Source organism: Streptomyces sp. NPDC058691, assembly GCF_042714775.1.
GTDB lineage: Bacteria > Actinomycetota > Actinomycetes > Streptomycetales > Streptomycetaceae > Actinacidiphila.
The window spans coordinates 64,936-88,191 of sequence record NZ_JBHXSO010000026.1; the positions used below are offsets into that span (position 1 = coordinate 64,936).

Sequence of the window (23,256 nt, forward strand, 5' to 3'; positions counted from 1 at the left end):
GTCAGCGCGTGGCGGAGCCGGGGCCGGGAGCGTCGGTCAGGAGGGGTTCCCCGGCGCCGTACACCTTGGTGATCTCGACGTCGAGCACGGTGCACACCCGGCTGAACGACCAGTAGTAGCCCGCCACCTGCAGCACCTCGACGATTTCCCGCTCGCTGAGGAACCGCCGCGCCTCGTCGAAGAATTCGTCGGACACCCGCGGTCCCCGCACCACCTCGGCGGTGAGGCGGACGAGGGCCCGGTCGTACGGGGACAAGCCCGGGCTCCCCAACTCCCGGCCCGCGATGAGCCGGCGGGTCGCTTCGTCGACACCGGCGGCCTCCGCCATCGGCTCGTGCTGGGCGGTGACGAAGGCGCAGTCGGTGTACTCGGCCACCGTGAGGATCACCAGTTCCCGTGAGCGGGCCGGCAGTTCGAGCGAGGTGAACTGCGCCTTGGCGAGCTCGATGAAGGGGCGCACCGTGCCGGCCGAGTGGGACAGCATCTTGACCAGCGGGTCCGGCGGGAGGAAGGAGAGGAATTCGCGGACGTCGGCCGGGAGGGTGGCGGGGTCGGGGTTCGCCAGGCGGGGCATGTGGTTCTCCGTTCGTTTGTGTGTGGGGGCGCGTGGGCGGTCAGGCGGCCGGGTCCGGGTCGACGCTGAAGCCCGTCTCGCTCAGGTGCCGGAACCGGCCGTCCTCGGCGAGCGTGCCGAAGAGGGCGATCTCCCGGTGCTGGGTGGAGCCGTCCGCCAGGGTGATCTCGAAGACGTGCCGCTCGGCGTAGGAGGAGCCGTCCCGCAGTTCGTCGAGCACGGTCACCGTGCCCTTGGTGATCCCGGTGCGGCTGCGGGCGACCATGGCGGCGAACTCCGCGCGGTTCATGGTCCGTCCGTCGCTGCGGTGGGTGTAATCGGGGGCGTAGTACGTGTCCAGGGCCTCGTCGAGGGGGAGTTCGGGATCGAACACCAGGGCTCGGAGGGCTTCGCTGATCCGTGCGTGGGTCATCGCTCGTGCGTCTTTCCGAGAGGCGGCGGAGGGATGCGGACTCCAGGGTCCGGATGACGGGAACGGTACCGGACCCACGGGTCCGGTACCAATGTGAGGGTCGTCATGCCGACGCGTGGTGGCAGGGGGGAGCGCCCGTCCCGGCATCGGCGCCGCCGGGGCGGGCCGGCGTGATGGGGTTGCGGACGTCGAACGGATCGGTCCCGCGTCAGACGGCGGGGGTCTGCGTCTCCGTGAGCGTCTCCGTGTGCGTCTCCGTGTGGACGCCGCGGATCCCGGCGACGAGGAGCTCGACGCCGTGTGCGTAGTAGACGTCGTCGCTCGCGCATGATGCGAGTGCGCCCGCCGCCGCGACGACGTGCGGGTACTGCTCGGGGGAGAGCGTTGCCAGTGATGCCTGCTTGCCCCGGACCGCATCGTCCCGGCTCTCGGCGGCCTCGGGCTGACTGCGCCCGGGCTCGGTCACGACGAGCGTGACCATCGAGCACAGGGACTGGCTCGCGATCTCCGCGGCCTGCTCGACCTCGAAGCCGGCGGTGGCCAGCAGTTCCAGGGTCCGCTCCGCGAGGTCGAGCCCCGGCGGCGAGTCCAGGATCCGGGTGGTGACGAGCCCGGCCGCGGCGGCGTGCGGGCGCAGAACGCTGAGCAGTGACGTGAGCACGTCGTGCAGCTGGGCGTGCCAGACGCGGTCGTCCCGCTCGGGCAGGTGGACCTCGGACAGGAGGCGCTCGGCGATGGCGTCGAGGATCTGGTCCTTGTCGCGGAAGTGCCGGTAGAGGGCCATCGGGGAGACCCCGTGCTCCTGGCCCACGCGGCGTGTGGTCACGGCGGCCAGCCCTTCCGCGTCGGCGAGGGCGAGGGCCGTGGCCACGAGTACGTCGCGGTCCAGACGCTTCCTCGGTGACGCCATGTGCGACCTCCCTGACCGACCGGGTTTACAGCGTACATGTGAGTGGGCTTACGCGAGGACGCACTTGTTTACGTTGTAATCTCCGACCTATGCTTACGCTGTAAACATCGCTCGCCGGGACCACTTCCGGCGTGCTCCCGCTCCGGCGCGCGGCATTCGAAGACGCGTCAACCTCCCTGACTCACCCTCCCGTTCCGATGAGGAATTCCATGCGGCGCAGTCCCTGGGCGACCCTGACGGTGTTGGCCCTCGCACAATTCATCGTGGTGCTCGACGTGACGATCGTGAACGTCGCACTGCCTCATATCCAGAGCGATCTGGACTTCACCGCCGATGCCCTGCAGTGGGTCATCAGCGCGTACACGTTGTTGTTCGGCGGGTTCCTGCTGCTCGGTGGCCGCGCCTCCGACCTGCTGGGCTCCCGGCGGGTCTTCCTCGCCGGCCTCGCCCTCTTCGGCGTCACCTCGCTCGTCGCCGGCCTGGCCGACACCCCCGGTCAGCTCATCGCCGCCCGCGCGGTACAGGGACTGGGCGGAGCGCTGATGTCCCCGGCGGCACTGTCGATCCTGACGGTCACCTTCCCGCACGGCAGGCAGCGCAACATCGCCATGGGCGTGTGGGGCGGTCTGGCCGGCCTCGGCGGCACCCTGGGGGTGGTGGCCGGCGGTCTGCTCGTCGACTCCCTCAGCTGGCGCTGGGTCTTCTTCGTCAACGTCCCCATCGTCGTGGCCCTGATCGCGGCCACCCCGCTGATCATCCGCTCCGTCGCCCGGCAGGTCGGTCGCGGCTTCGACTTCCTGGGTTCGCTGCTGAGTACTGCGGGACTCCTGGCCGTGGTCTACGGCGTGGTGCGGGCCGAACCGGTGGGCTGGGGGTCGGCCGAGGTGGTCGTCTGCCTCGTGGCCGGCGTGGCCCTGCTGGCCGCCTTCGTCCGGGTCGAGGCCCGTTCCGCGGCTCCCCTCGTGCCGCTGCGGCTCTTCCGCTCGCGGGCCCTCAGCTCGTCCAGCGGCGCCCTGGCACTCAACGGCGCGGCCTTCCTGACGATGTTCTTCCTCACCGCGATCTACCTGCAGCAGGTCCGTGGCGCTTCGGCGCTGCGGACCGGCATGGAGATCCTGCCGATGGGTGCCGCCGCCATCCTCACGGCCGTCGTCACCCCTCAGTTGGTGCACCGCCTCGGCACGCGCACCGTCCAGTTGTCCGGTGCCGTACTGAGTGCCCTGAGCCTGCTGCTCCTCGCCCGCACGGGTGCGGACAGCGGATACGCCTCGCACCTGCTGCCCGGCCTGATCCTTTTCGGCGCCGGCATCATCGCCGTCGGTGTTCCCGCCCAGATCGCGGCCGTCGTGGACGTCGAACACCACGAGGCCGGCGCGGCCTCAGGTGTCGTCACCGCCTTCTACCAGGTCGGCGGCGCGATGGGCCTGGCCCTCGCGACGACCTTGTCCGTCTCGCGCGCCAATGCCGCGCTCGCCGACGGCATGGCCCAGCAGCAGGCACTGGTCGAGGGCTTTCACCGTGGACTGCTCGTCGCGGCCGCCTTCGCCGTGGTCAATGTGCTGGTGACCGTTGCCTCGCCCAGGATCGCGCCGAGTGCTGAGCAGATCGCCGAGGCGGCGGCCGCGGCCTGATGTCAGGTCATCTTCCCTTGCTCCTTTACTGCGTTGGGGTCGCTTTCCCGGCGGGCTGGGCAGGGCGTGGTGCGACGCCGGGTGAGGGGTGTGGTGAGGGGTGTGGTGAGACGCGTGCCACTTCTGCGGCCTGAACTGGCGGCGGGAGGCAGAGTCGTTTAATGTTCAACCATGCGCAGGGCGGTGCCCTGCTGCGGGAACCGGCACAGCAAGGAGCGACTCACGTGACACGCGTCTCGATCATTTTCTACTCGTCCACCGGCTCGGTGCGGAGCCTGGCGCAGGCGATCGCCGAAGGCGCGCAGAAGGAGGGCGCGGAGGTCCGGCTGCGCCGTGTTGCGGAGCTCGCGCCCGAGGCCGCGATCAACAGCAACCCCGTGTGGGCCGAGAACCACCGCGTCTCGCAGGAGATCCCCGAGGCCACCAACGACGACCTCGAGTGGGCGGACGCCGTGCTGTTCGGTTCGCCGACCCGCTTCGGCCTGCCGGCCGCGCAGCTCAAGCAGTTCCTCGACCAGACCGGTCCGCTGTGGGCCCAGGGCAAGCTGGCCAACAAGGTCTACGCCTCCTTCACCTCCGCGGCCAACGCCCACGGCGGTCAGGAGAGCACCATCCTCGCGATGAACAACACCTTCTACCACTGGGGTGGACTCATCGCGTCCCCCGGCTACACGGACCCGCTGCTGTTCGCGGCCGGTGGCAACCCCTACGGCCCCTCGCACCCCTCCAACAACGGTGCCGATCTGCCCGACACCGCGCGTCTGGACGCCGCCACCTACCTGGGCGCCCGCGTGACCCGCATCGCCGCCGCGCTCAAGCCCGGTGGCTCCCTCTGACCTCTCCGGTCCCGCCGAGTGCCGTCATCCCTCCGGGGGTGGCGGCCTTCGCGCGTCCGGGGCAGGCCGGGTAAACCAGGAGGGAACTCTTGGTCATTGATTCCTCTCGGAAGCGTTCCGGCTCGATCGCGCTGCCTAGCATGAGGTGAATCGGCGCACGATACGACACCGGGGGAAGGCCTGCGCGTCCCGGCCGGTGCTTCGGTGGCAGCCGTCACCGCTCTGCGCTACAGCTGGTCGCAGGCCCGTAAGGACCCCGGCCCAACTGGCCTGCGGGCACACGAGATCCTGGAGAAACGCCGTGCAGTTCGAGCTGACCGGACGGGCCGATCACGGCTGCGGCAGCGACCCGGCCACCGCACGCGCCGACCTCGGCGGCACCCGTGAGGCCCTGTCCGAGTGGAGCCCGTTGTCCCGGCTTTCGCAAGCCCAGCGGGAGAAGGTGGACGCCGCCCTGGACGAGTTGGTCCAGCGACTGACGTTGGTGGCCACCGTGGGCGAGCCCCGGGGAATGGTGTGAGTTCTGCCTAGCGGCGGGGGACCGGGGGAGCCCGTCACTTCGCGGCGTCGTTGCAGTCGGGGCACAGGCCCCAGAAGGTGACGGCGGCCTCGTCGACCTCGTAGCTGTCGGGCAGTCCGGGGTCGAGACAGGGAGCACGGCCCACGGCGCACTCCACGTCGCGGACGGTGCCGCAGGACCGGCAGACGAAGTGGTGGTGGTTGTCGCCGCGCTCGGTCTCGTAGCGGCCGGGGTGGCCCGGGATCATCGTGCAGCGGATGAGCCCCGCGTTCGTGAGGGCGCGCAGGACGTTGTAGGTGGCCTGCAGGGACAGGCCCCCCGTGACACGGCGGGCCACGTCGCGCAGCGTGTCGGCGTCCGCATGGCCCGCCGACTCGTCCACCGCCATGAGCAGTGCGATGCGCTGCGCCGTCACCCGCAACCCCGCCGCACGCAGCCGGGCGGTGGCAGCGGCCATGGGCTCGACTGCGGTCATCGGTCGTCCTCCGCATGCGCAGAGGCACCGCCGGGACGGGTGGGCAGCTCGAACCACACGGCCTTGCCGGCGGGGCTGCTGTCGGAACCCCAGCGCGTGGCGAGCAGTTCGACGAGCGCCAGTCCGCGGCCGTTCTCGTCCTCGGGATCGGCCCCCATGACCCGGGGCAGATCCTGACTTCCGTCGATGACGACGCAGCACACGGTGTCGCCCAGGAGCAGGCAATTCAGAGTCAACGGGGCGCGGGCGTGACGCAGAGCGTTGCCGACCAGCTCGCTGACCAGGAGCTCCGCGGTGTCCGCGACATCGTCCAAGCCCCACTGGCGCAGCGCCGCCCGGACCGCCTCACGCGCGTGGCGGCAGGCCTCGGTGGACCAGGGAAGCGCCCAGGAACCCACGGCAGCGGCGGGCGTGGACGATGGTCCGTCGTCGCCGGAACAAGGAGCCTCGGAGTGGAGTAGTGCGGTGCCCATGATCAACACCTGCCCGAGAGACGAATGGCTAGAAAAGCACCAAATTCGACAGTACTCCTCTTCTGGAGTCAGTCAAGTGAAGTGACGGCCTCCTGGAAAAGCCTCGCTCCAGTAACTGGAGCCATCCACATACTTACGCCGTGTCATCCGGTCGCAGGACTGGCCGGGGCGGGGCCCGATCGGAGTCCGTCATTGCCCTGGCCGGGTGTGGGTGCGCTCGCGGCATGCTCTTGGATGTGGGCATGACCGTTCACGACATCGCCCGCCGCCTGCCCGGCATTTCGGTACTCCGCGACCACTGCCGTGCGTTGGCCGTGCTGGATGCGATCCTCAGCCCCGAATGGACCGGCCGCTATTACTCCTACGACTCCCAGTGGTCCGGGACCGAGGAGATGGCCTCGATGCGCAACGGCTCCGGCGACGAGTACGCGATCGTCTTCTCGCCGGTGGGTGCCTATGTCTGCGGGTTCGCCCACGAGTCGCACATGAGCCCCTATGCGGCGGACGGCCCGTGGCCGGGTGTACTCGACGAGGTTCCCGAAGCCTTCCGCCCGTACGTCGATGAGCCGGCGTTCTCGGACGAGGACGGCATGCCGGTGGTGACCGCCTGTATGTGGCGTGGGCCGCAAGATGCCGCCTGGCAGGCCGGGACGATCGACTTTCCCGAGGACGGGACGGACGACCCGGATGGCGCGGGCTATCTCTTCAAGTTGCTGGCCGACCGCTCGGCGGAGGCCTACCAGAAGTTCGCCGAGGACTACTACGGGCTCCCGGTCGACCTGGAGGCCGTCCGGCACGTCCATGCGCTTCGCCCGCTCACTTCCGAGGTGATCTCCGCCCTCAACCCGGACATAGGCCCTTCCGATCTTGCCGAGGACTTTGAGCGGATCGGCTATCCCCGCGGCTGAGCACCCGCTCCCGCGCGGGCTCCGTGCTCTGCGGCGGCCTTGACGGCGGCCAGCCATATCCCGTGCTGGGCGCGGAGCTTGGCAGGGCTGATCAGGAGGCGGACGAGCGGGGCCGCCATCGACTCCTCGATGCGCAGGACGGTGCCGCCGTCCGGCGTCGCCGTGAGCACTTGGCGGTCGACCGCCTTGACGCCCATGGCGACGCCGGTCCAGGTGAGCTCACGTCCCTCGTCGACCACGGCGAAGCGGGACTTGATCGTGGTCCGCCCCATGGCCCAGACGAACTCGGCGTCCTGACTCACGCCGTTGTTGAGCCGCACGACCCGGCGGCCGGGCAGCACCGACGACCAGCCGGACGGGTCGGCGATGATCCGCCAGACCCGTTCCGGCGGTGCCGCGATCCGCATCTCCGACACGCTGACGACAGGCGCGTCGGAGTCGATGCGGCGGTGCTTGGCGAACTCGTCGTGCAGGGCCTGCCGCTTCGGGCCGCGGTAGAGCAGTTTCATGGCGAACTCCCTCGTGAGTCATGCTTCGAACTGTGAGCAATGCTCTCGCGGGCCATTGCTCGGAGTCAAGAGCAGTGCTCTCGAATGAGTGAAAGGGAGTTTGCCGGGCAACGATCGGCGGTGCGGAAGGGGTCAGGTCAGCCCGTGCCGCTGATGCTCTCCGGAGCGATGACGAAGAGGACGCGCACCTGGTCACGGCCGCCGAACCACGCGTAGGGCCCGCCCGTGTACTTGTGGGACAGCTTCTCGATGTGCTCCGCGGCGCCGTCGGTCGTCACCTCGACCACGCGCCCGCGGACCTGGAAGTAGCGGGACGGGTGGTCGGGGTCCGAGATCGTCACCGCCACGCGCGGATCCCGCTGGATGTTCCGGGTCTTCACGTGGGTCTGGACGCTGTTGACGAGCACATGCTCGCCGTCGGTGTCGACCCAGGTCTGGGTCAGCTGCGGTGAGCCGTCGGGCATCGTCGTCGCGAGGTAGCAGGTGCTCGGGCGGTGCAGCAGATCGAGCAGTTCGGCGGAGAGCTTCACGGTGATCCCTCGGTGCGGTGGTTCCTGGCGGCCGCAGCCTATGGGGTCGCTCGGTCGGTCCCCGGATGGGTCCCCCCCGGGGGTCCTGGGGCGGTCGTTCGCCGCGCAGGGCTCAGATCGTCTTGTTCTGGCCGCCGTCGATGAGGACCTCGGCCCCGGTGATGTTGGCCGCCACCGGTGAGGCCAGGAAGAGTGCGAGGTCGGCGACCTCGTGGGCCTCGGTGACGCGGCCCGTGCTGATTCCCATGCTCTGCGGCACGACCACGTCGAGGGCCTCCTGGGCCGTGGTGCCCGCGGCGGCGGCCGTGGCGTCCGCGAAGCCGCCCGGGGCCGTCCAGAAGGGCGTGCGGACCGGCCCGGGGGAGATCGCGTTCACGCGTACGCCGCGCGGCGCGAACTCCTCCGACAGCGACTTGGTCAGGTTGGTCAGCGCGGCCTTCGCCGCCGAGTAGTCCACGACCATGGGGAAGGGCAGCCGCGCGTTGATCGAGCTGATGTTGACGATCGAGGCGCCTTGGGCCCGGAGCAGGTGGGGAAGCGCGGCGCGGCTCGCGCGCACCGCGCTGAAGAAGTTGAGCTCGAAGCCCCGCTGCCACTCGGCGTCGCCGACCTCCAGGAATCCGGGCCGTGGGTCCGTCGCGCCCAGGTTGTTGACGAGGATGTCGATCCGGTCGTGCTGTTCCACGGCGTGCCGCACCAGGGTCTCGGCCCCCTCGGCGGTGGACAGGTCGACCGGGACGACCGTGATGTCGAACGTGTCGCGCAGTGCGTCGAGTTCGGGGGTGGAGCCACGGCTGCCGGCGACGACATGGACCCCTTCGCGGCCCATCGCCTCGACGATGGCCAGGCCGATGCCCTTGCTGGCCCCGGTGACGACGGCGACCTTGTCCTTGAGGTGCAGTTCCATGACGCGTCCTTTTCTGGATTGATTGATAAACAATTACGGTAGGGAGTGATGCGCACCGGCGCCATTGGAGCGCCGCCGCCGGGGTGACGGGGTGCGGGGGAGGGTCAGTCCAGGCTGCGCAGCGCGGTCGCGACCGCGTCCTCCGTGAACGTCCGGCCGAGACGTGCCTGGCCGACGACGCGGAGTCCCTGGACGAAGGTGGTCAGGAAGCGGGCGAGCTCCGCCGGGTTCTTGTCGGGGGACAGCTCGCCACGGGACTTCGCCCGCTCCAAGGCGCCCGCGAGGGCCGACTCGACCACTCGCATGGCGGTCGCGACGCGGTCCACCGTGGCGGGGTCGTCGCCTCGCTCGGTGGCGGCGTTGACCACGAGGCACCCCCGGCTGGGGTCCGTCAGGTCGGCCTCGACCATGTCGGTGAGGACCCGGCGCACCGCGGGCCGGATCTCGGTCGCGTTCTCCAGGATCTCGGCCAGACCGCCGGCCTGGAGTGAGCAGTAACGCTCCAGGGCTCGGGCGTAGAGCTGCTCCTTCGACCCGAAGGCCGAGTAGAGGCTTCCGCTCCCGATCGACAGCTCCTTGATCAGGTCCTGCAGGGACGTCTCGGCGTAGCCGCGGCGCCAGAACAGGTCCATCGCGCGATCGATGGCCTGATCGGTGTCGAACTCCCGGCTGCGTCCCATGGGTATGACCGTATCACGATTCTGGATTGATCAATAAAATATCGATGTGCGTCCCTGCCCCGTCCGGCCCTAATTCGGTTGCCCGCCGCGCGCGCCCTCTGTTGCACTGCGGGAAAGGCCCATTTCGACCCAGGAGAAGTGATCATGCGAGGACTGTCGATGTCCGTTCAGCCGGGAATCATCGCCTACGCGAAGGACACGACACTCCATGCACATGCTGAACCTGGGAATCCTGGCGCATGTTGACGCCGGCAAGACCAGCCTCACCGAGCGGCTCCTGCACGCCGCCGGCGTCATCGACGAGATCGGCAGCGTCGACGACGGCAGTACACAGACCGACTCCATGGCGCTGGAACGACGGCGCGGCATCACCATCAAGTCCGCCGTCGCCTCCTTCGGGATCGGCGACATCACGGTCAACCTGATCGACACACCCGGTCACCCCGACTTCATCGCCGAGGTCGAGCGGGTGCTCGGTGTCCTCGACGGAGCCGTTCTCGTCATCTCGGCGGTGGAGGGTGTCCAGGCCCAGACCCGGGTCCTGATGCGGACGCTGCGGCGGCTGCGGATCCCCACCCTGATGTTCGTCAACAAGACCGACCGCGCCGGCGCCCGCTGCGAAGAGGTCCTGCGCGCCGTCACCGGCAGACTCGCCACCGCCAGTGTCGCGATGTGCCGTGTCGAGGACTCGGGCACGCGCCGCGCACGTACCGTCCCGCTCACAGCGGACCACGCGGACTTCACGGCACGACTGGCCGAGGTCCTCGCCGAAGGTGACGAGACGCTGCTCACCGCCTATGTGGCGGACGAGACGGCCCTCTCGTACGACGGGCTGCGCGCCGCGCTCGCCGAGCAGACCCGCCGGGCGATGGTCCACCCGGTCTACTTCGGCTCCGCGATCACGGGCGCCGGCGTGGACGCCCTGATCGACGGCATCGCCGAACTGCTGCCCGCCGCCGGGGGCGACCCGGAGGGCCCCGTCTCGGGCACGGTCTTCAAGGTCGGGCGGGGGCCCGCCGGGGAGAAGATCGCCTACGTCCGCATGTTCTCCGGCACCGTCGGCGTCCGGGACCGGCTGCGCTACGGGGCGCAGGGGGAAGAGGGCAAGGTCACCGCGGTCAGCGTCTTCGACCAGGGGGCCGACGTCCCGTGCGCCTCGGTGTCCGCGGGGCGGATCGGCAGGTTGTGGGGGCTCGGCGGTGTCCGCATCGGCGACACCATTGGCGAGCCGGACGGCACGCCGCAAGGTGGTGGCCGCCACTTCTCCCCGCCCACGCTGGAGACGGTCGTGGTCCCCTGCCGGGACGCCGACAGGGCCGCCCTGCACCTCGCGCTGAGCCGCCTCGCCGAACAGGACCCGCTGATCGATCTGCGGCAGGACGACGTGCGCCGGGAGTTGTCCGTGTCGCTCTACGGCGAGGTGCAGAAGGAGGTCATCCAGGCGACCCTGGCCGACGACTTCGGTGTCGATGTCACCTTCCGCGAGACCACGACGATCCACATCGAACGTCCCGTGGGCACCGGTCGCGCCGCCGAGATCCTGCACGCCGAGTCCAATCCGTTCCTGGCGACCGTGGGACTGCGCGTCGATCCCGCGCCCGTCGGAAGTGGCGTGGACTTCCGGCTGGAGGTCGAACTCGGCTCGATGCCCTACGCGTTCATCCGCGCCGTGGAGGAGACCGTCCATGCGACGCTGCGGCGCGGCGGGCTCCACGGCTGGCAGGTCACCGACTGCACGGTCACCATGACGCACTCCGGGTACGCGGCCCGCCAGAGCCACGCACACGCCGTCTTCGACAAGAGCATGTCGAGCACGGCGGGCGACTTCCGCGGACTCACGGCCCTGGTGCTGGCGCGCGCTCTGCGCCAGGCCGGCACAAAGGTGTACGAGCCCGTGCACCGCTTCGGCCTCGACATCCCGGCGGACGTCTACGGCGCGGTCCTGCCGGTGCTCGGACGGCTGCGCGCGGTGCCGCGCACCTCGTCCCCGCACGGGGTCTCGTACGTCGTCGAGGGCGACATCCCCGCGGCGTCCGTGCACGCCCTGGAGCAGCGGCTGCCGTCGCTGACCCGCGGCGAGGGCGTGCTGGAGTACGACTTCGACCACTACCAGGAGGCCCCGACTCCCCGGCGTGCAGACGGCGAACACCGCTTGTGAGCCGCGGCTCCGGACACCACGCCGGGCCCGCGCGCTGTGGTGCCCCGTCCCATGTCGGCGGCGGGACGGGGCACTTACCGTCCGGGACCATGACCACACACGCAGCCGCACATCGCACGGGCCGCTTGCGCGCGGTCCTGCTCGTCCTGGTCGCGGCGCTGGCCGCCGCTTTCCTGCCGTCCACCACCGCCCGGGCCGCGGGCACGATCGAGGAGGTGACCGGCTTCGGCAGCAATCCCGGCGCGCTGAGGATGTACCGGTACGTCCCCGCCGGGCTCCCCCAGGGGCGGCCCGTCGTCGTCGCCCTGCACGGCTGTACGCAGAACGCCCGCGACTACGGGACGCAGAGCGGATGGACGACCCTGGCCGACCGGTGGGGCTTCTCCGTCGTACTGCCGGGCCAGACCAGCGCCAACAACATCAGCCAGTGCTTCGACTGGTTCCAGGCCGGGGACATCGCGCGCGGCCAGGGCGAGGCCGCGTCCATCCGGCAGATGACCGCACGCCAGGTCACCGACACGGCGGCCGACCCCGCGCGCGTCTACGTGACCGGGCTGTCCGCGGGCGGTGCCATGACCGCGGTCATGATGGCCGCCTACCCGGACGTGTACGCGGGCGGCGGCGTCGTCGCCGGACTGCCCTACGGGTGCGCACAGGCGGCGGGTTCGCCGTACGTGTGCATGTACGTCGGCGCGACGCAGACGCCCCGCCAGTGGGGCGACAGGGTGCGCGGCGCCTATCCCGGGTACACGGGGCCGTGGCCGACGCTGACCGTGTTCCAGGGAACGGCCGACTACACCGTCAAGCCCGTGAACATGGACGACCTGGTGCGGCAGTGGACGGACGTCCATGGCGCGGACCAGAGCGCCGACGCGAGCGACACCGTTGCCGGATTCCCGCACCGCACGTACAAGGACCCGTCCGGTGTCCCGGTCGCGGAGACCTACAGCATCACCGGCATGGGACACGGACAGCCCGTCGACCCCGGCGCGGGCGCGACCCAGTGCGGCGCGGCCGCCGCCTACATGCTCGACGTCAACCTCTGTGCCGCCCAGCGACTCGGACAGGGGTGGGGGCTGGGCTGACCGCGGCGGCCGGGGTTCACTCCGCGGCCATGGCCGCCAGCTTGGTGACGGTGTTCCAGTTGCGGGCCGTGGCCGTCAGGCCCAGCCGCTTCTCCCAGAAGGCGTGCGAAAGGCGGGTCTTCTGCACGCCTTCGGGGCAGTGCACGTAGATCTCCTGCTCGCCCGGGCGGAAGTCGTCCGGGGCGAAGTCGGCGGGGTCGAGACCGGCGATCCGGCCCGGCTCGACCGGGCCGGACAGAAAGGTGACGAGGAAGCGTGCCGGGTTGACGCCGGTCATGTCGAACGGATTGCGTTCGATCACCGTGCGCAACCCGGCCGCCTCGCGCACCACGCAGGGCACGTCGCGGCCGAACTCGCCGCGGATCGCCTTCTCCAGCCCGGCGGCGAGTGCCACCGGATCCGCGCGGTCGTGGTCGAACAGCGCGTTGCCGCTCTGGAGGTGGGTGCGCACCTCGGTGCCGCCGATGCCCTCCAGCAGCACGCGCAGGTCCTGCATGGGGAGTCTGGTCGTCGGCCCGACATTGATCCCGCGCAGGAGCGCCACGTATCTGGTCACGACGCCACATTAACCACGGGCTCGCCAGAGGTACCCACTTTCGGAGGACCGGTGGCCCGGCGGAACGGTTCGGCACCCCACGGCACCGATACGTTCGCGTGCATGAGCACGAACAGTCACCGGCCTTCCGTGACCGAGCTGCGGCTTTCCGCCTTCAAGGCACACCGCGGCGCGAGCTTCCCGCTCGGTCCGCTCACCCTGCTCGCCGGGCCGAGCGGATCGGGCAAGTCCAGCGTGCTGGAAGCGCTGGGTGTGCTCGGGCAGCTTGCGGCCGGGGAGGAGCTGGAAACGGTCTTCGACGGGGTACGCGGGGGAGTCGCGGCCTGCGTGCCGGACGGGGCACAGCCGGACGCCGAGGGCCGGCGCGGATTCCGTATCGGCTGCACGGTGCAGGGTCCCGTCGGTCCGGTGCAGCTCGATGTCGCCGTGCAGACCGAACCCGAACTGCGCATCGTGGGGGAGCGGTTGGTCGGGGCCGGGGAGACACTGCTGTCCACGGCGCTGCGCGATCCCGGCCGGCGCCAGGTTCAGGCGGCCTGGCACACGGCGGGCCTGGTCCCGGTCACCCGGGCACCCCTGCCGGACGACCGGCTGGCCACCTCGCTGCTGCCACTGCGCGTCGCGGGAACCACGAACGGACAGCGCCTGGTGCTGGCTGCGGCCGAGCAGGTCGTGCTCGCGCTGCGCGGGGTCTTCCAAGTCGACCCGCGTCCGCAGGCCATGCGGGCTCCCGCCGCGGTGTCGGACGGGATGCTGCGCGGCGGCTGCGACAACCTCTCGGCGGTGCTGCGCCGCACTCAGGGCGAATGCCGCACACGGCACGCCGCACTGGTGGGAGCCCTGCGGGAGGTGTGCAGGCCGCCCGTGGAAGGACTGACGGTGGTCCCGGGGGAACGGCCGGAGCCGGGCCCGGACACCGTGCTCGCGGCGATCGACCGGGGGCCCTTCGGGCTGGTGCCCGTGGACCGGCTCGGTGACGGTGAGCTGCGCTTCCTGGCCCTGTCCCTGGTCCTGCTCACCGGACCGGGTGTGCTGGAGGTCGACACCAGTGGCGAGGTGCCGGACGCGGTCCAGGTGCTGACGGTCCTCGCCGACGGTCTGGACGCCGGCCTGGACCGGGCGCAGTCCCGGAAACTGCTCGACCTCGCGCGGCAGGTGGCCGAGCGCGGTCACATCAGGCTGGTGGGGACGGTCCACGACGAGACGGTGGCGGAGGGCGCCGAGGGCGTGACGCTGCTGCGCCTCGGGCTCGCGGCGGAGGACCGGGAACGCGTCCCCGTCCAGGGAACCGGGCCGGACTCGGAGCGCACCGACGCGGCGATGCGATAGACCTTGGCGGTGTGACCGAGGATCTGCACGCCCTGCAGCGCCGGCTGGCCGCTTTCGCGGCCGCCCGGCACTGGGAGGGCTACCACACCCCGAAGAACCTGGCCGTGGCGCTGAGCGTCGAGGCGTCCGAGCTGCTGGAGATCTTCCAGTGGCTCACGCCCGAGGAGGCGGCCCGGGTCATGGAGGACCCGGAGAGCGCCCACCGGGTCCGGGACGAGGCCGCGGACGTCCTCGCGTATCTGCTGCAGTTCTGCGAAGTGCTGGGCGTCGATCTGCCGGCCGCCCTCTCGGCGAAGATCGACCGAAACGAACTGCGCTTTCCGCTGCCGGGCGCCCCGCGGGAGCCGGAACGGCCAGCGGCGGCCGAGGAGTCGGAGACCGCGCCGGACGAGCAGGGACCCGTCGGCTGAGGCCGTCGGGCCGTCGGGTCGTCCGGCGATCCGGCAGTCCGGCGGTCCGGGACCAGTGGGGTTCGCGCGGTCCGCTGGACCCGCTCGATCGGGTGAGCGAGTTTTCCACAGGCGCGATGTTGTCCACAGCTCCGAACCGGGCCCTTTCGCTGATCGTCGCGATCCGTCACGCTGAGTGACCGGAGGGTTTCTCGGGGATCTGGCGGAGGTGCGAAATGGACGCGGTACGGCTGATCCGGGCGACGCGGGACGCGCTGCAGGGTGGCGGCGCGGAGCGCGATCTGATGGCGGAGGCCTGGCAGGCCCAGGCGCTGACGCAGGCGATCGGCAGCCATCTCGCCCTGCACGGCGCGCCGGAACTGCGGACACCGGGCTTCTGGGTGTGCGAGGCGAGCGGCCGCGCGTGCGGCTCGACGGGGCCGCCCGGCGCGGGTGCCGGTCCGCTGCGGGCCGCGATACTCACCGAGGTCCGCGAGCCGGCGGGCACGCTGCGTGAATTGCGCGAGCTGCTTGCGGAACTCTGCATGGCCCTGGTGTCGGTCGCGTGCACGGCCGAGTCCGAGACCGAGTACTGGCAGTGCATCGAGGCGGTCGACGCCGCGGATGAGTCCAAGGACCGGGTCGGTGCTCTGTTGCGCGCGGTCGAGTCGTGGCAGCGGCACGGTGTGTGATCCGCGGCGGCCCGGGACCCGCAGGACACGGCGAAATCATCGCCAACTCCTTTTCTCGCGCGGGAAGTCGGCGGGCATTCGCCCCATAGGGGGACCGTTTGTGCGGTCCGGCAGCCATGGGCCGGCGATCACTTTCGCCGTATGAGGTGCAGGATGGAAGTATGGATCTTCGAATTTTCACAGAGCCCCAGCAGGGGGCCACCTATGACACCCTTCTCACCGTCGCCAAGGCCACCGAGGAACTCGGCTTCGACGCATTCTTCCGCTCCGACCACTACCTGAAGATGGGCGGTGTGGACGGTCTTCCCGGGCCCACCGACGCGTGGATCACGCTGGCCGGCCTCGCCCGTGAGACCTCCCGCATCCGGCTCGGCACGCTGATGACGGCGGCGACCTTCCGGCTGCCGGGTGTGCTCGCCATCGAGGTCGCGCAGGTGGACCAGATGTCCGGAGGCCGGGTCGAGCTGGGCATCGGGGCCGGGTGGTACGCGGAGGAGCACAGCGCGTACGGCATACCCTTCCCGAAGGCGAAGTTCGCGCGGCTGGAGGAGCAGCTCGCCGTCCTCACCGGACTGTGGGCCACGCCCGCCGGAGAGACCTTCGACTTCGACGGCGAGTACTACACGCTCAAGGACTCTCCCGCCTTGCCCAAGCCGGCCCAGGCCAAGGTGCCCGTCCTCATCGGCGGGCACGGCGCCGAGCGCACACCGCAGCTCGCCGCCCGCTACGCCGACGAGTTCAACCTGCCCTTCGGCTCGTTGGAGGACACGGCCCGGCAGTTCACCCGGGTGCGGAAGGCGGCCGAGCAGCACGGCCGGGGCAAGGACGACATCGTCTACTCCAACGCCCTGGTGGTGTGCGTCGGCAAGGACGATGCCGAGGTCGCCCGGCGTGCCGCCGCCATCGGCCGCGGGGTCGACGAGCTCAAGGCCGACGGCCTGGCCGGTTCGCCCTCCGAGGTCGTCGACAAGATCCACCGCTACGCGGAACTCGGCGCGAGCCGCTTCTACCTCCAGATCCTGGACCTGTCCGACCTCGACCACCTGGAACTGATCGCCTCGGGCGTCCAGCCGCAGCTGGACTGACCGGGCACCGTCCCGCACGACGCACAGCAAGGAGCACCCGCGATGTCCGCACCGACCAGGGCTTTGGCGCAGGCCCTCGCCGAGGGAACAGTGGTCCTCGACGGCGGCCTGTCCAATCAGCTCGCCGATCAGGGCTGCGACCTGTCCGACGAGCTCTGGTCCGCCCGGCTGCTCGCCGACGACCCGGAGCAGATCGAGGCGGCCCACACGGCCTACGTCCGGGCGGGCGCGCGGGTGCTCATCACCTCCAGCTACCAGGCGACGTACGAGGGCTTCGCCCGGCGTGGCACAGGCCGCGAGGCCGCGGCCGGGCTGCTGCGGCGCAGCGTCGAACTCGCCAGGGCCGCCGCGGACCGCGTCGACGAGGAAGTGTGGGTGGCGGCGTCGGTCGGCCCGTACGGCGCGATGCTGGCGGACGGCAGCGAGTACCGCGGGCGCTACGGACTGAGCATCGCGGAGCTGGAGCGTTTCCACCGCCCACGGATCGAGACCCTGGCCGAGGCCGGGCCCGATGTCCTGGCGCTGGAGACCGTGCCGGACACCGACGAGGCAGAGGCGTTGCTGCGCGCGGTCGACGGGCTCGGTGTGCGCGTGTGGCTCACCTACACCGTCGAGGGCGAGGTGACCCGCGCCGGCCAGCCGCTGGAGGAGGCCTTCCGGATCGCCGCCGGCAGCGACGCCGTGATCGGCGTCGGGGTCAACTGCTGCTCTCCGGCGGACGCGGACCGGGCGGTCGAGACGGCCGCCGGGATGGAAATCCCGCTCGTGGTGTACCCCAACAGCGGCGAGAGATGGGACGCGACGGCCCGGGTCTGGCGCGGCGGTTCGTCCTTCGACCCGGAGCGGGTCCGCGACTGGGAGAAGGCCGGGGCCCGTCTCATCGGCGGATGCTGCCGGGTCGGGTCCGGCGCGATATCCGGCCTGGCCGGAGCCCTCGGCCGCTGACGTCCCGGAAAACCGCTGGTCGGAGCAGGCATGGCAGGGTGATACTCAGGCGGTGTTCCTGACGATATCGACCACCGGCAGCGGCGGCGCGCCCGCCACGGATCTCGGCTTCCTGCTGCACAAGCATCCGGAAAAAGCCCAGGTCTTCTCGACCTCCTACGGCGACGCCCATGTGTTCTACCCCGAGGCGTCCGAGCAACGCTGCACGGCGGCACTGCTCCTGGAGGTCGATCCCGTGGCGCTGGTGCGGCGCGGCAAGGGCAAAGGCCGCGGCGGCGCACCTGACTCCGCGCTCGCGCAGTACGTCAACGACCGCCCGTACGCGGCGTCGTCGCTGCTCGCGGTCGCCCTCCGCACGGTCTTCGCCAGCGCGCTCAGGGGGGTGTGCGACGCCCGTCCGGAGCGTGCGGCGAACCCGCTGCCGTTGCGGATCGGGATCCCGGCCGTTCCCGCGCGCGGTGGCGCCGCCCTTGTGCGGCGGCTGTTCGAGCCGCTTGGCTGGACGGTCGAGGCCGAACCGGTCGTGCTGGACGCGCAGTTCCCCGCCTGGGGCGACTCGCGGTACGTACGGCTGGTACTGGAGGGCGAGCTGCGGCTCGCCGAGGCGCTGCGCCACTTGTACGTGCTGCTGCCGGTGCTGGACGACGCCAAGCACTACTGGGTGTCGCCCGACGAGGTCGACAAGTTGCTGCGCATGGGAGAGGGCTGGCTCGCCGGCCACCCCGAGCAGCGGCTGATCACCAACCGCTACCTCGCCCGGCGCTGGTCGCTGACCCGGCAGGCCATGGAGCGGCTGGAGCTGGCCCGGCTGGCCGAGGCCGACGACAGCGAGCCCGAGGAATTGGACAACGCCGTGGACGAGGAGGTGGACACCGAGGAGAAGCCGGTACCGCTGGCCGTGCAGCGCCGCGAGGCGATCCTGACGGCCCTGCGCTCCGCCGGTGCCGCCCGCGTCCTCGACCTCGGCTGCGGGCAGGGGCAGCTGGTCGGTGAACTCCTCAAGGACGCCCGGTTCACCGAGATCGTCGGTGTCGATGTGTCGATGCGGGCGCTCGGCGAGGCCGCGCGGCGGCTGCGCCTGGACCGCATGGGCGACCACCGGGCGGCGCGCGTGCGGCTGATGCAGGGCTCGCTCGCGTACTCCGACACCCGGCTCAAGGGGTACGACGCCGCGGTGCTCAGCGAGGTCGTCGAGCATCTGGACCTGCCGCGGCTGCCGGCCCTGGAGTACGCGGTCTTCGGTACGGCGCGGCCCGCAACGGTGGTCGTGACCACGCCGAACGTCGAATACAACGTGCGCTGGGAGACGCTGCCGGCCGGACACGTCCGGCACGCCGACCACCGCTTCGAGTGGACCCGCGAGGAGTTCCGCTCCTGGGCCGGGCAGGTCGCGCAGCGGCACGGCTACGACGTGCGTCACGTCCCCGTCGGGCCGGACGACCCCGAGGTCGGCCCGCCCACCCAGATGGCAGTCTTCACCACGACCGCGAAGGAGGCGGTGGCATGACCGGCAAGCGCACCCTGCCCGTGACCGACCTCTCCCTCGTGGTCCTGATCGGCACCACCGGCTCGGGCAAGTCCACCTTCGCCCGGCGGCACTTCAAGCCGACCGAGGTGATCTCCTCCGATTTCTGTCGCGGCCTGGTCAGCGACGACGAGAACGACCAGAGCGCCAGCGGCGACGCCTTCGACGTCCTGCACTACATCGCGGGCAAGCGCCTGGCCGCCGGCCGGCTCACCGTCGTCGACGCCACCAGCGTGCAGCAGGAGAGCCGCCGCCAGCTGGTCCGGCTCGCCCGCGAGTACGACGTGCTCCCCATCGCGATCGTCCTGGACGTCCCCGAGCAGGTCTGCATCGAGCGCAACGCCGCCCGACCCGACCGCGCCCACCTGCCGCGGCACGTCGTGCAGCGCCAGCACCGCGAACTGCGCCGCTCCCTGCGGCAGCTGGAGCGCGAGGGCTTCCGCAAGGTGCACGTGCTGCGCGGCGCGGAGGAGATCGAGGCGGCCGAGGTCGTGCTGGAGCGCCGCTTCAACGACAAGCGCGAGCTCACCGGCCCGTTCGACATCATCGGCGACGTGCACGGCTGCAGCTCCGAGCTGGAGACCCTGCTCGGCAAGCTCGGCTACACCGACGGCGCGCACCCCGAGGGCCGCACCGCCGTCTTCGTCGGCGACCTCGTCGACCGCGGACCCGACAGCCCCGGCGTGCTGCGCCGCGTCATGAGCATGGTCGCCTCCGGCAACGCCCTGTGCGTGCCCGGCAACCACGAAAACAAGCTCGGCCGGTACCTCAAGGGCAAGAAGGTCCAGCACACCCACGGACTCGCCGAAACCATCGAGCAGTTGGAGAAGGAGGACGCGAAGGACCCCGCCTTCCGCGAGCAGGTCCAGGGGTTCATCGAGGGACTGGTCAGCCACTACGTCCTGGACGGCGGCAAGCTGGTGGTCTGCCACGCAGGCCTGCCCGAGAAGTACCACGGCCGCACCTCCGGCCGGGTCCGCTCGCACGCCCTCTACGGCGACACCACCGGCGAGACCGACGAGTTCGGCCTGCCCGTGCGCTACCCCTGGGCCGAGGACTACCGCGGCCGTGCCACCGTCGTGTACGGCCACACGCCCGTGCCGAACACCTCGTGGATCAACAACACGATCTGCCTGGACACCGGTGCGGTGTTCGGCGGGCGGATGACCGCGCTGCGCTGGCCCGAGCGCGAGATCGTCGACGTGCCCGCCGAGCGGGTCTGGTACGAGCCGGCCAAGCCGCTGGCCGCCGAGGCCCCCGGCGGCCACGAGGGGCGCCCGCTGGCCCTCGCCGACGTCACCGGCCGCCGGATCGTGGAGACCGCGCACCACGGCCGGGTCGCCGTCCGCGAGGAGAACGCGGCGGCCGCGCTGGAGGTCATGAGCCGCTTCGCGGTCGACCCGCGGCTGCTGGCCTACCTGCCGCCGACGATGTCGCCGTGCGCGACGTCGCACGTCGAGGGGTACCTGGAGCACCCGCACGAGGCGTTCGCCGCCTACCGCGAGGACGGTGTGCGCGAGGTGCTGTGCGAGGAGAAGCACATGGGCTCCCGCGCGGTGGCGCTGGTCTGCCGCGACGCGGAGGCCGCCGCCGTGCGCTTCGGCGTCGGCGACGGCACCACCGGCACCCTGCACACCCGCACCGGCCGGCCGTTCTTCGACGACCCGGCCGTCACGGAGGCGGTGCTCGGCCGGTTGCGTGCCGCCGTCACCGCCGCCGGACTGTGGGACGAGCTCGGCACGGACTGGCTGCTGCTCGACGCCGAGCTGCTGCCCTGGTCGCTCAAGGCCTCCGGTCTGCTGCGCAAGCAGTACGCCGCCGTGGGTGCCGCCTCGGGAGCCGTCTTCCCCGAAGCACTGGCCGCCCTGGAGGCCGCCGTGGCGCGCGGCACCGATGTGGCCGGTCTGCTGGGCCGGCAGCGCGAGCGCGCCGCGGACGCCGCCGCCTTCACCGAGGCGTACCGGCGCTACTGCTGGACGACCGAGGGGCTGGACGGGGTGCGTCTCGCGCCGTTCCAGATTCTGGCCGTGCAGGGCCGCAGCCTGACCGCGCTGCCGCACGACGAACAGCTCGCGCTGATAGACCGGCTGGTCGCGGGCGACCCGACGGGCCTGCTCCAGGAGACCCGCCGGATGTTGGTCGACACCGCGGACGAGGAGTCGGTGGCCGCCGGCACCCGCTGGTGGCTGGAGATGACGGAGGCCGGCGGCGAGGGCATGGTCGTCAAGCCGCTGCGGGCGCTGCTGCGCACCGAGGACGGCAACCGGCTGGTGCAGCCCGGCATCAAGTGCCGCGGCAGGGAGTATCTGCGGATCATCTACGGCCCGGAGTACACCCGGCCCGACCAGCTGGCCCGCCTGCGCTCCCGGGCGCTGGGCCACAAGCGCTCGCTCGCGCTGCGCGAGTACGCCCTCGGGCTGGAGGCACTGGACCGGCTGGCCGCGGGCGAGCCCCTGTGGCGGGTGCACGAGGCGGTCTTCGCCGTCCTGGCGCTGGAGTCGGAGCCGGTGGACCCCCGGCTGTGACGGGTGAGGGGCGGGCACACCGGTGCCCGTCCCTCGCAGGCGGTAAACCCCGGCCAAGTGGGAATGTCTAGCGCATGGCATTCCATGTGGACTCCGAGGCCGGGCGGCTGCGCAGCGTCATCCTCCACCGCCCCGGTCTGGAGCTGAAGAGGCTCACGCCGTCGAACAAGGACGCCCTGCTCTTCGACGACGTCCTGTGGGTGCGCCGGGCGCGCGCCGAGCACGACGGCTTCGCCGACGTGCTGCGTGACCGGGGGGTGACGGTCCACCTCTTCGGCGATCTGCTGAGCGAGTCGCTGGCGCTGCCCGAGGCCCGGCGCCTCGTCCTGGACCGGGTCTTCGACGAGAAGGAGTACGGGCCGGTCGTCACCGACCACTTGCGCGCCGCCTTCGAGGAGCTGACCGCCGCCGAGCTGACCGAGGCGCTGGTCGGAGGCATGACCAAGCGGGAGTTCCTTGCCCGGTTCGCCGAGCCGACCTCGGTGCGCTTCCACGTCATGGAGCTGGACGACTTCCTGCTCAATCCGCTGCCGAACCACATCTTCACCCGTGACACCTCGGCCTGGGTCTACGACGGTGTGAGCATCAACGCGATGCGCTGGCCCGCCCGCTGGCACGAGACCGTCCACTACGAGGCGCTCTACCGGCACCACCCGCTCTTCGCCGGTGCGGGCTTCAACGTGTGGTCCGAGGGCCAGGCCGCCTACCCCTCCACCATCGAGGGCGGCGACGTGCTGGTGATCGGCAACGGTGCCGTGCTGATCGGCATGAGCGAGCGCACCACTCCGCAGGCCGTGGAGATGCTGGCGCAGCGGCTGTTCAACGCCGGGTCGGCGACCACCATCGTGGCCCTCGACATGCCCAAGCGGCGGGCCTTCATGCACCTGGACACCGTGATGACCATGGTGGACGGCGACACCTTCACCAAGTACGCGGGCCTGGGCATGCTGCGCTCGTACACCATCGAGCCCGGCGCGGGCGAGCGCGACCTCAAGGTCACCGACCACCCGCCGGAGCACATGCACCGCGCCATCGCCGCCGCCCTCGGCCTCGACGACATCCGGGTCCTGACCGCCACCCAGGACGTGCACTCCGCGGAGCGCGAGCAGTGGGACGACGGGTGCAACGTGCTGGCGGTGGAGCCGGGTGTGGTGCTGGCGTACGAGCGCAACAGCACCACCAACACCTTCCTGCGCAAGCGCGGCATCGAGGTGATCGAGATCCCCGGGAGCGAGCTGGGCCGGGGGCGTGGCGGTCCGCGCTGCATGAGCTGCCCCGTCGAGCGCGACGCCGTGTGACGGCCCGGCGACGGCGTGGCTGTGCCGGTGGACCCGGCGCTCCGGACGGCGGGTCCGGCCGGTGCGTCCGGTGCGTCCGGTGCGTCCGGGCGGTAAATCGTGTGCCCCGCGAACACGGGAGGGGCTACCCTCGGCGCTGTGAACGTCATGGGCCGAAGCACCACCGCGACCGCGCGAGCGACCAGCTCGCCGGTTGCCGCCGCCTGACGTACGTCCTGCTTCCACCGGCGACCGGAAACGGTCCGCCGATGGCTCCATGGCTTCCCCGCCCCGGTTCCGATGATCGTGCGGACTGTTGTCCGGT

The 23,256-nt window shown here is 71.1% G+C and carries 24 protein-coding genes; 14 read left to right on the forward strand and 10 right to left on the reverse strand.

The window, feature by feature from the left end; translation table 11 throughout:
* Position 1: 1 nt before the first annotated feature.
* The 3 genes from ACFWVC_RS20000 to ACFWVC_RS20010 form a co-directional block, all read right to left on the reverse strand.
* Positions 2-574, reverse strand: a complete 573-nt coding sequence (locus tag ACFWVC_RS20000; protein ID WP_384287314.1) for a carboxymuconolactone decarboxylase family protein — start codon at positions 572-574, stop codon at positions 2-4.
* Positions 575-614: 40 nt separating this feature from the next.
* Positions 615-986 carry a nuclear transport factor 2 family protein gene (locus tag ACFWVC_RS20005; protein ID WP_384287316.1) on the reverse strand — a complete coding sequence of 124 codons (372 nt, stop codon included), beginning with the start codon at positions 984-986 and terminating at the stop codon, positions 615-617.
* Positions 987-1,194: 208 nt separating this feature from the next.
* Entirely contained in the window at positions 1,195-1,896 is a 702-nt protein-coding gene (locus ACFWVC_RS20010; RefSeq protein ID WP_384287320.1) for a TetR/AcrR family transcriptional regulator, read from the reverse strand.
* A gap of 242 nt (positions 1,897-2,138) precedes the next feature.
* Here ACFWVC_RS20010 and ACFWVC_RS20015 point away from each other — a divergent pair, with 242 nt between their 5' ends.
* The 3 genes from ACFWVC_RS20015 (at position 2,139) to ACFWVC_RS20025 (ending at position 4,883) form a co-directional block, all read left to right on the forward strand.
* The gene (locus ACFWVC_RS20015; protein ID WP_384287323.1) at positions 2,139-3,527 is read left to right on the forward strand and encodes a DHA2 family efflux MFS transporter permease subunit; all 1,389 of its coding nucleotides are present in this window, start codon (positions 2,139-2,141) and stop codon (positions 3,525-3,527) included.
* A gap of 224 nt (positions 3,528-3,751) precedes the next feature.
* Positions 3,752-4,363 carry an NAD(P)H:quinone oxidoreductase gene (gene wrbA, locus ACFWVC_RS20020; protein WP_384287327.1) on the forward strand — a complete coding sequence of 204 codons (612 nt, stop codon included), beginning with the start codon at positions 3,752-3,754 and terminating at the stop codon, positions 4,361-4,363.
* 301 nt (positions 4,364-4,664) lie between these two features.
* Positions 4,665-4,883: a hypothetical protein gene (locus tag ACFWVC_RS20025; RefSeq protein WP_384287331.1), complete on the forward strand. Its 219-nt coding sequence runs from the start codon at positions 4,665-4,667 to the stop codon at positions 4,881-4,883.
* 34 nt (positions 4,884-4,917) lie between these two features.
* Here the strand turns inward: ACFWVC_RS20025 and ACFWVC_RS20030 are convergent, their stop codons facing one another.
* The gene (locus tag ACFWVC_RS20030; protein ID WP_384287336.1) at positions 4,918-5,358 is read right to left on the reverse strand and encodes a Fur family transcriptional regulator; all 441 of its coding nucleotides are present in this window, start codon (positions 5,356-5,358) and stop codon (positions 4,918-4,920) included.
* Positions 5,355-5,756, reverse strand: coding sequence for an ATP-binding protein (locus ACFWVC_RS20035; RefSeq protein ID WP_384287338.1), 402 nt, complete (start codon positions 5,754-5,756; stop codon positions 5,355-5,357). Before ACFWVC_RS20035 ends, ACFWVC_RS20030 begins: the two co-directional genes overlap by 4 nt.
* A 317-nt stretch (positions 5,757-6,073) precedes the next feature.
* On the opposite strand from ACFWVC_RS20035, the gene ACFWVC_RS20040 reads away from it, so the two are divergent.
* Entirely contained in the window at positions 6,074-6,739 is a 666-nt protein-coding gene (locus tag ACFWVC_RS20040) for a hypothetical protein (protein WP_384287341.1), read from the forward strand.
* On the opposite strand, the gene ACFWVC_RS20045 is transcribed toward ACFWVC_RS20040, so the two are convergent.
* From ACFWVC_RS20045 to ACFWVC_RS20060, 4 genes are all read right to left on the reverse strand, one after another.
* Positions 6,724-7,248, reverse strand: a complete 525-nt coding sequence (locus ACFWVC_RS20045) for an SRPBCC family protein (protein WP_384287346.1) — start codon at positions 7,246-7,248, stop codon at positions 6,724-6,726. The two genes, ACFWVC_RS20040 and ACFWVC_RS20045, sit on opposite strands and share 16 nt — an antisense overlap.
* A gap of 137 nt (positions 7,249-7,385) precedes the next feature.
* Positions 7,386-7,778, reverse strand: coding sequence for a PPOX class F420-dependent oxidoreductase (locus tag ACFWVC_RS20050; protein WP_384287350.1), 393 nt, complete (start codon positions 7,776-7,778; stop codon positions 7,386-7,388).
* Positions 7,779-7,890: 112 nt separating this feature from the next.
* Positions 7,891-8,685: an SDR family NAD(P)-dependent oxidoreductase gene (locus ACFWVC_RS20055; RefSeq protein WP_384287355.1), complete on the reverse strand. Its 795-nt coding sequence runs from the start codon at positions 8,683-8,685 to the stop codon at positions 7,891-7,893.
* Positions 8,686-8,789: 104 nt separating this feature from the next.
* Positions 8,790-9,365 (reverse strand): TetR/AcrR family transcriptional regulator, encoded by a 576-nt coding sequence (locus ACFWVC_RS20060; RefSeq protein WP_384287360.1) that lies wholly within the window; start codon positions 9,363-9,365, stop codon positions 8,790-8,792.
* Between the two features lie 208 nt (positions 9,366-9,573).
* Between ACFWVC_RS20060 and ACFWVC_RS20065 the strand changes: the two genes are divergently transcribed.
* Entirely contained in the window at positions 9,574-11,523 is a 1,950-nt protein-coding gene (locus ACFWVC_RS20065) for a GTP-binding protein (protein ID WP_384287367.1), read from the forward strand.
* Positions 11,524-11,612: 89 nt separating this feature from the next.
* Positions 11,613-12,608 carry a PHB depolymerase family esterase gene (locus ACFWVC_RS20070; RefSeq protein WP_384287370.1) on the forward strand — a complete coding sequence of 332 codons (996 nt, stop codon included), beginning with the start codon at positions 11,613-11,615 and terminating at the stop codon, positions 12,606-12,608.
* A 16-nt stretch (positions 12,609-12,624) separates the two neighbouring features.
* Here ACFWVC_RS20070 and ACFWVC_RS20075 read toward each other — a convergent pair whose 3' ends face one another.
* On the reverse strand, positions 12,625-13,164 hold the full coding sequence (locus ACFWVC_RS20075; RefSeq protein WP_384287372.1) for a DUF1697 domain-containing protein: 540 nt from the start codon (positions 13,162-13,164) through the stop codon (positions 12,625-12,627).
* A gap of 102 nt (positions 13,165-13,266) precedes the next feature.
* Between ACFWVC_RS20075 and ACFWVC_RS20080 the strand changes: the two genes are divergently transcribed.
* From ACFWVC_RS20080 to ACFWVC_RS20115, 8 genes are all read left to right on the forward strand, one after another.
* A complete protein-coding gene (locus ACFWVC_RS20080; protein WP_384287375.1) occupies positions 13,267-14,493 on the forward strand; it encodes an AAA family ATPase in 1,227 nt (408 codons plus the stop codon).
* A gap of 11 nt (positions 14,494-14,504) precedes the next feature.
* Entirely contained in the window at positions 14,505-14,903 is a 399-nt protein-coding gene (locus ACFWVC_RS20085; RefSeq protein ID WP_384287378.1) for a nucleotide pyrophosphohydrolase, read from the forward strand.
* 215 nt (positions 14,904-15,118) lie between these two features.
* Positions 15,119-15,574, forward strand: coding sequence for a DUF6099 family protein (locus tag ACFWVC_RS20090; RefSeq protein ID WP_384287380.1), 456 nt, complete (start codon positions 15,119-15,121; stop codon positions 15,572-15,574).
* 161 nt (positions 15,575-15,735) lie between these two features.
* A complete protein-coding gene (locus tag ACFWVC_RS20095; RefSeq protein ID WP_384287384.1) occupies positions 15,736-16,659 on the forward strand; it encodes an LLM class F420-dependent oxidoreductase in 924 nt (307 codons plus the stop codon).
* A 42-nt stretch (positions 16,660-16,701) separates the two neighbouring features.
* On the forward strand, positions 16,702-17,604 hold the full coding sequence (gene mmuM / locus ACFWVC_RS20100; RefSeq protein ID WP_384287386.1) for a homocysteine S-methyltransferase: 903 nt from the start codon (positions 16,702-16,704) through the stop codon (positions 17,602-17,604).
* A gap of 52 nt (positions 17,605-17,656) precedes the next feature.
* Positions 17,657-19,111, forward strand: a complete 1,455-nt coding sequence (locus ACFWVC_RS20105) for a 3' terminal RNA ribose 2'-O-methyltransferase Hen1 (RefSeq protein ID WP_384287393.1) — start codon at positions 17,657-17,659, stop codon at positions 19,109-19,111.
* Positions 19,108-21,654 (forward strand): polynucleotide kinase-phosphatase, encoded by a 2,547-nt coding sequence (locus ACFWVC_RS20110; RefSeq protein WP_384287396.1) that lies wholly within the window; start codon positions 19,108-19,110, stop codon positions 21,652-21,654. The genes ACFWVC_RS20105 and ACFWVC_RS20110 overlap by 4 nt, the downstream gene beginning before the upstream one ends.
* Before the next feature lie 74 nt (positions 21,655-21,728).
* Positions 21,729-22,952 (forward strand): arginine deiminase, encoded by a 1,224-nt coding sequence (locus ACFWVC_RS20115; protein WP_384287401.1) that lies wholly within the window; start codon positions 21,729-21,731, stop codon positions 22,950-22,952.
* Positions 22,953-23,256 lie beyond the last annotated feature (304 nt).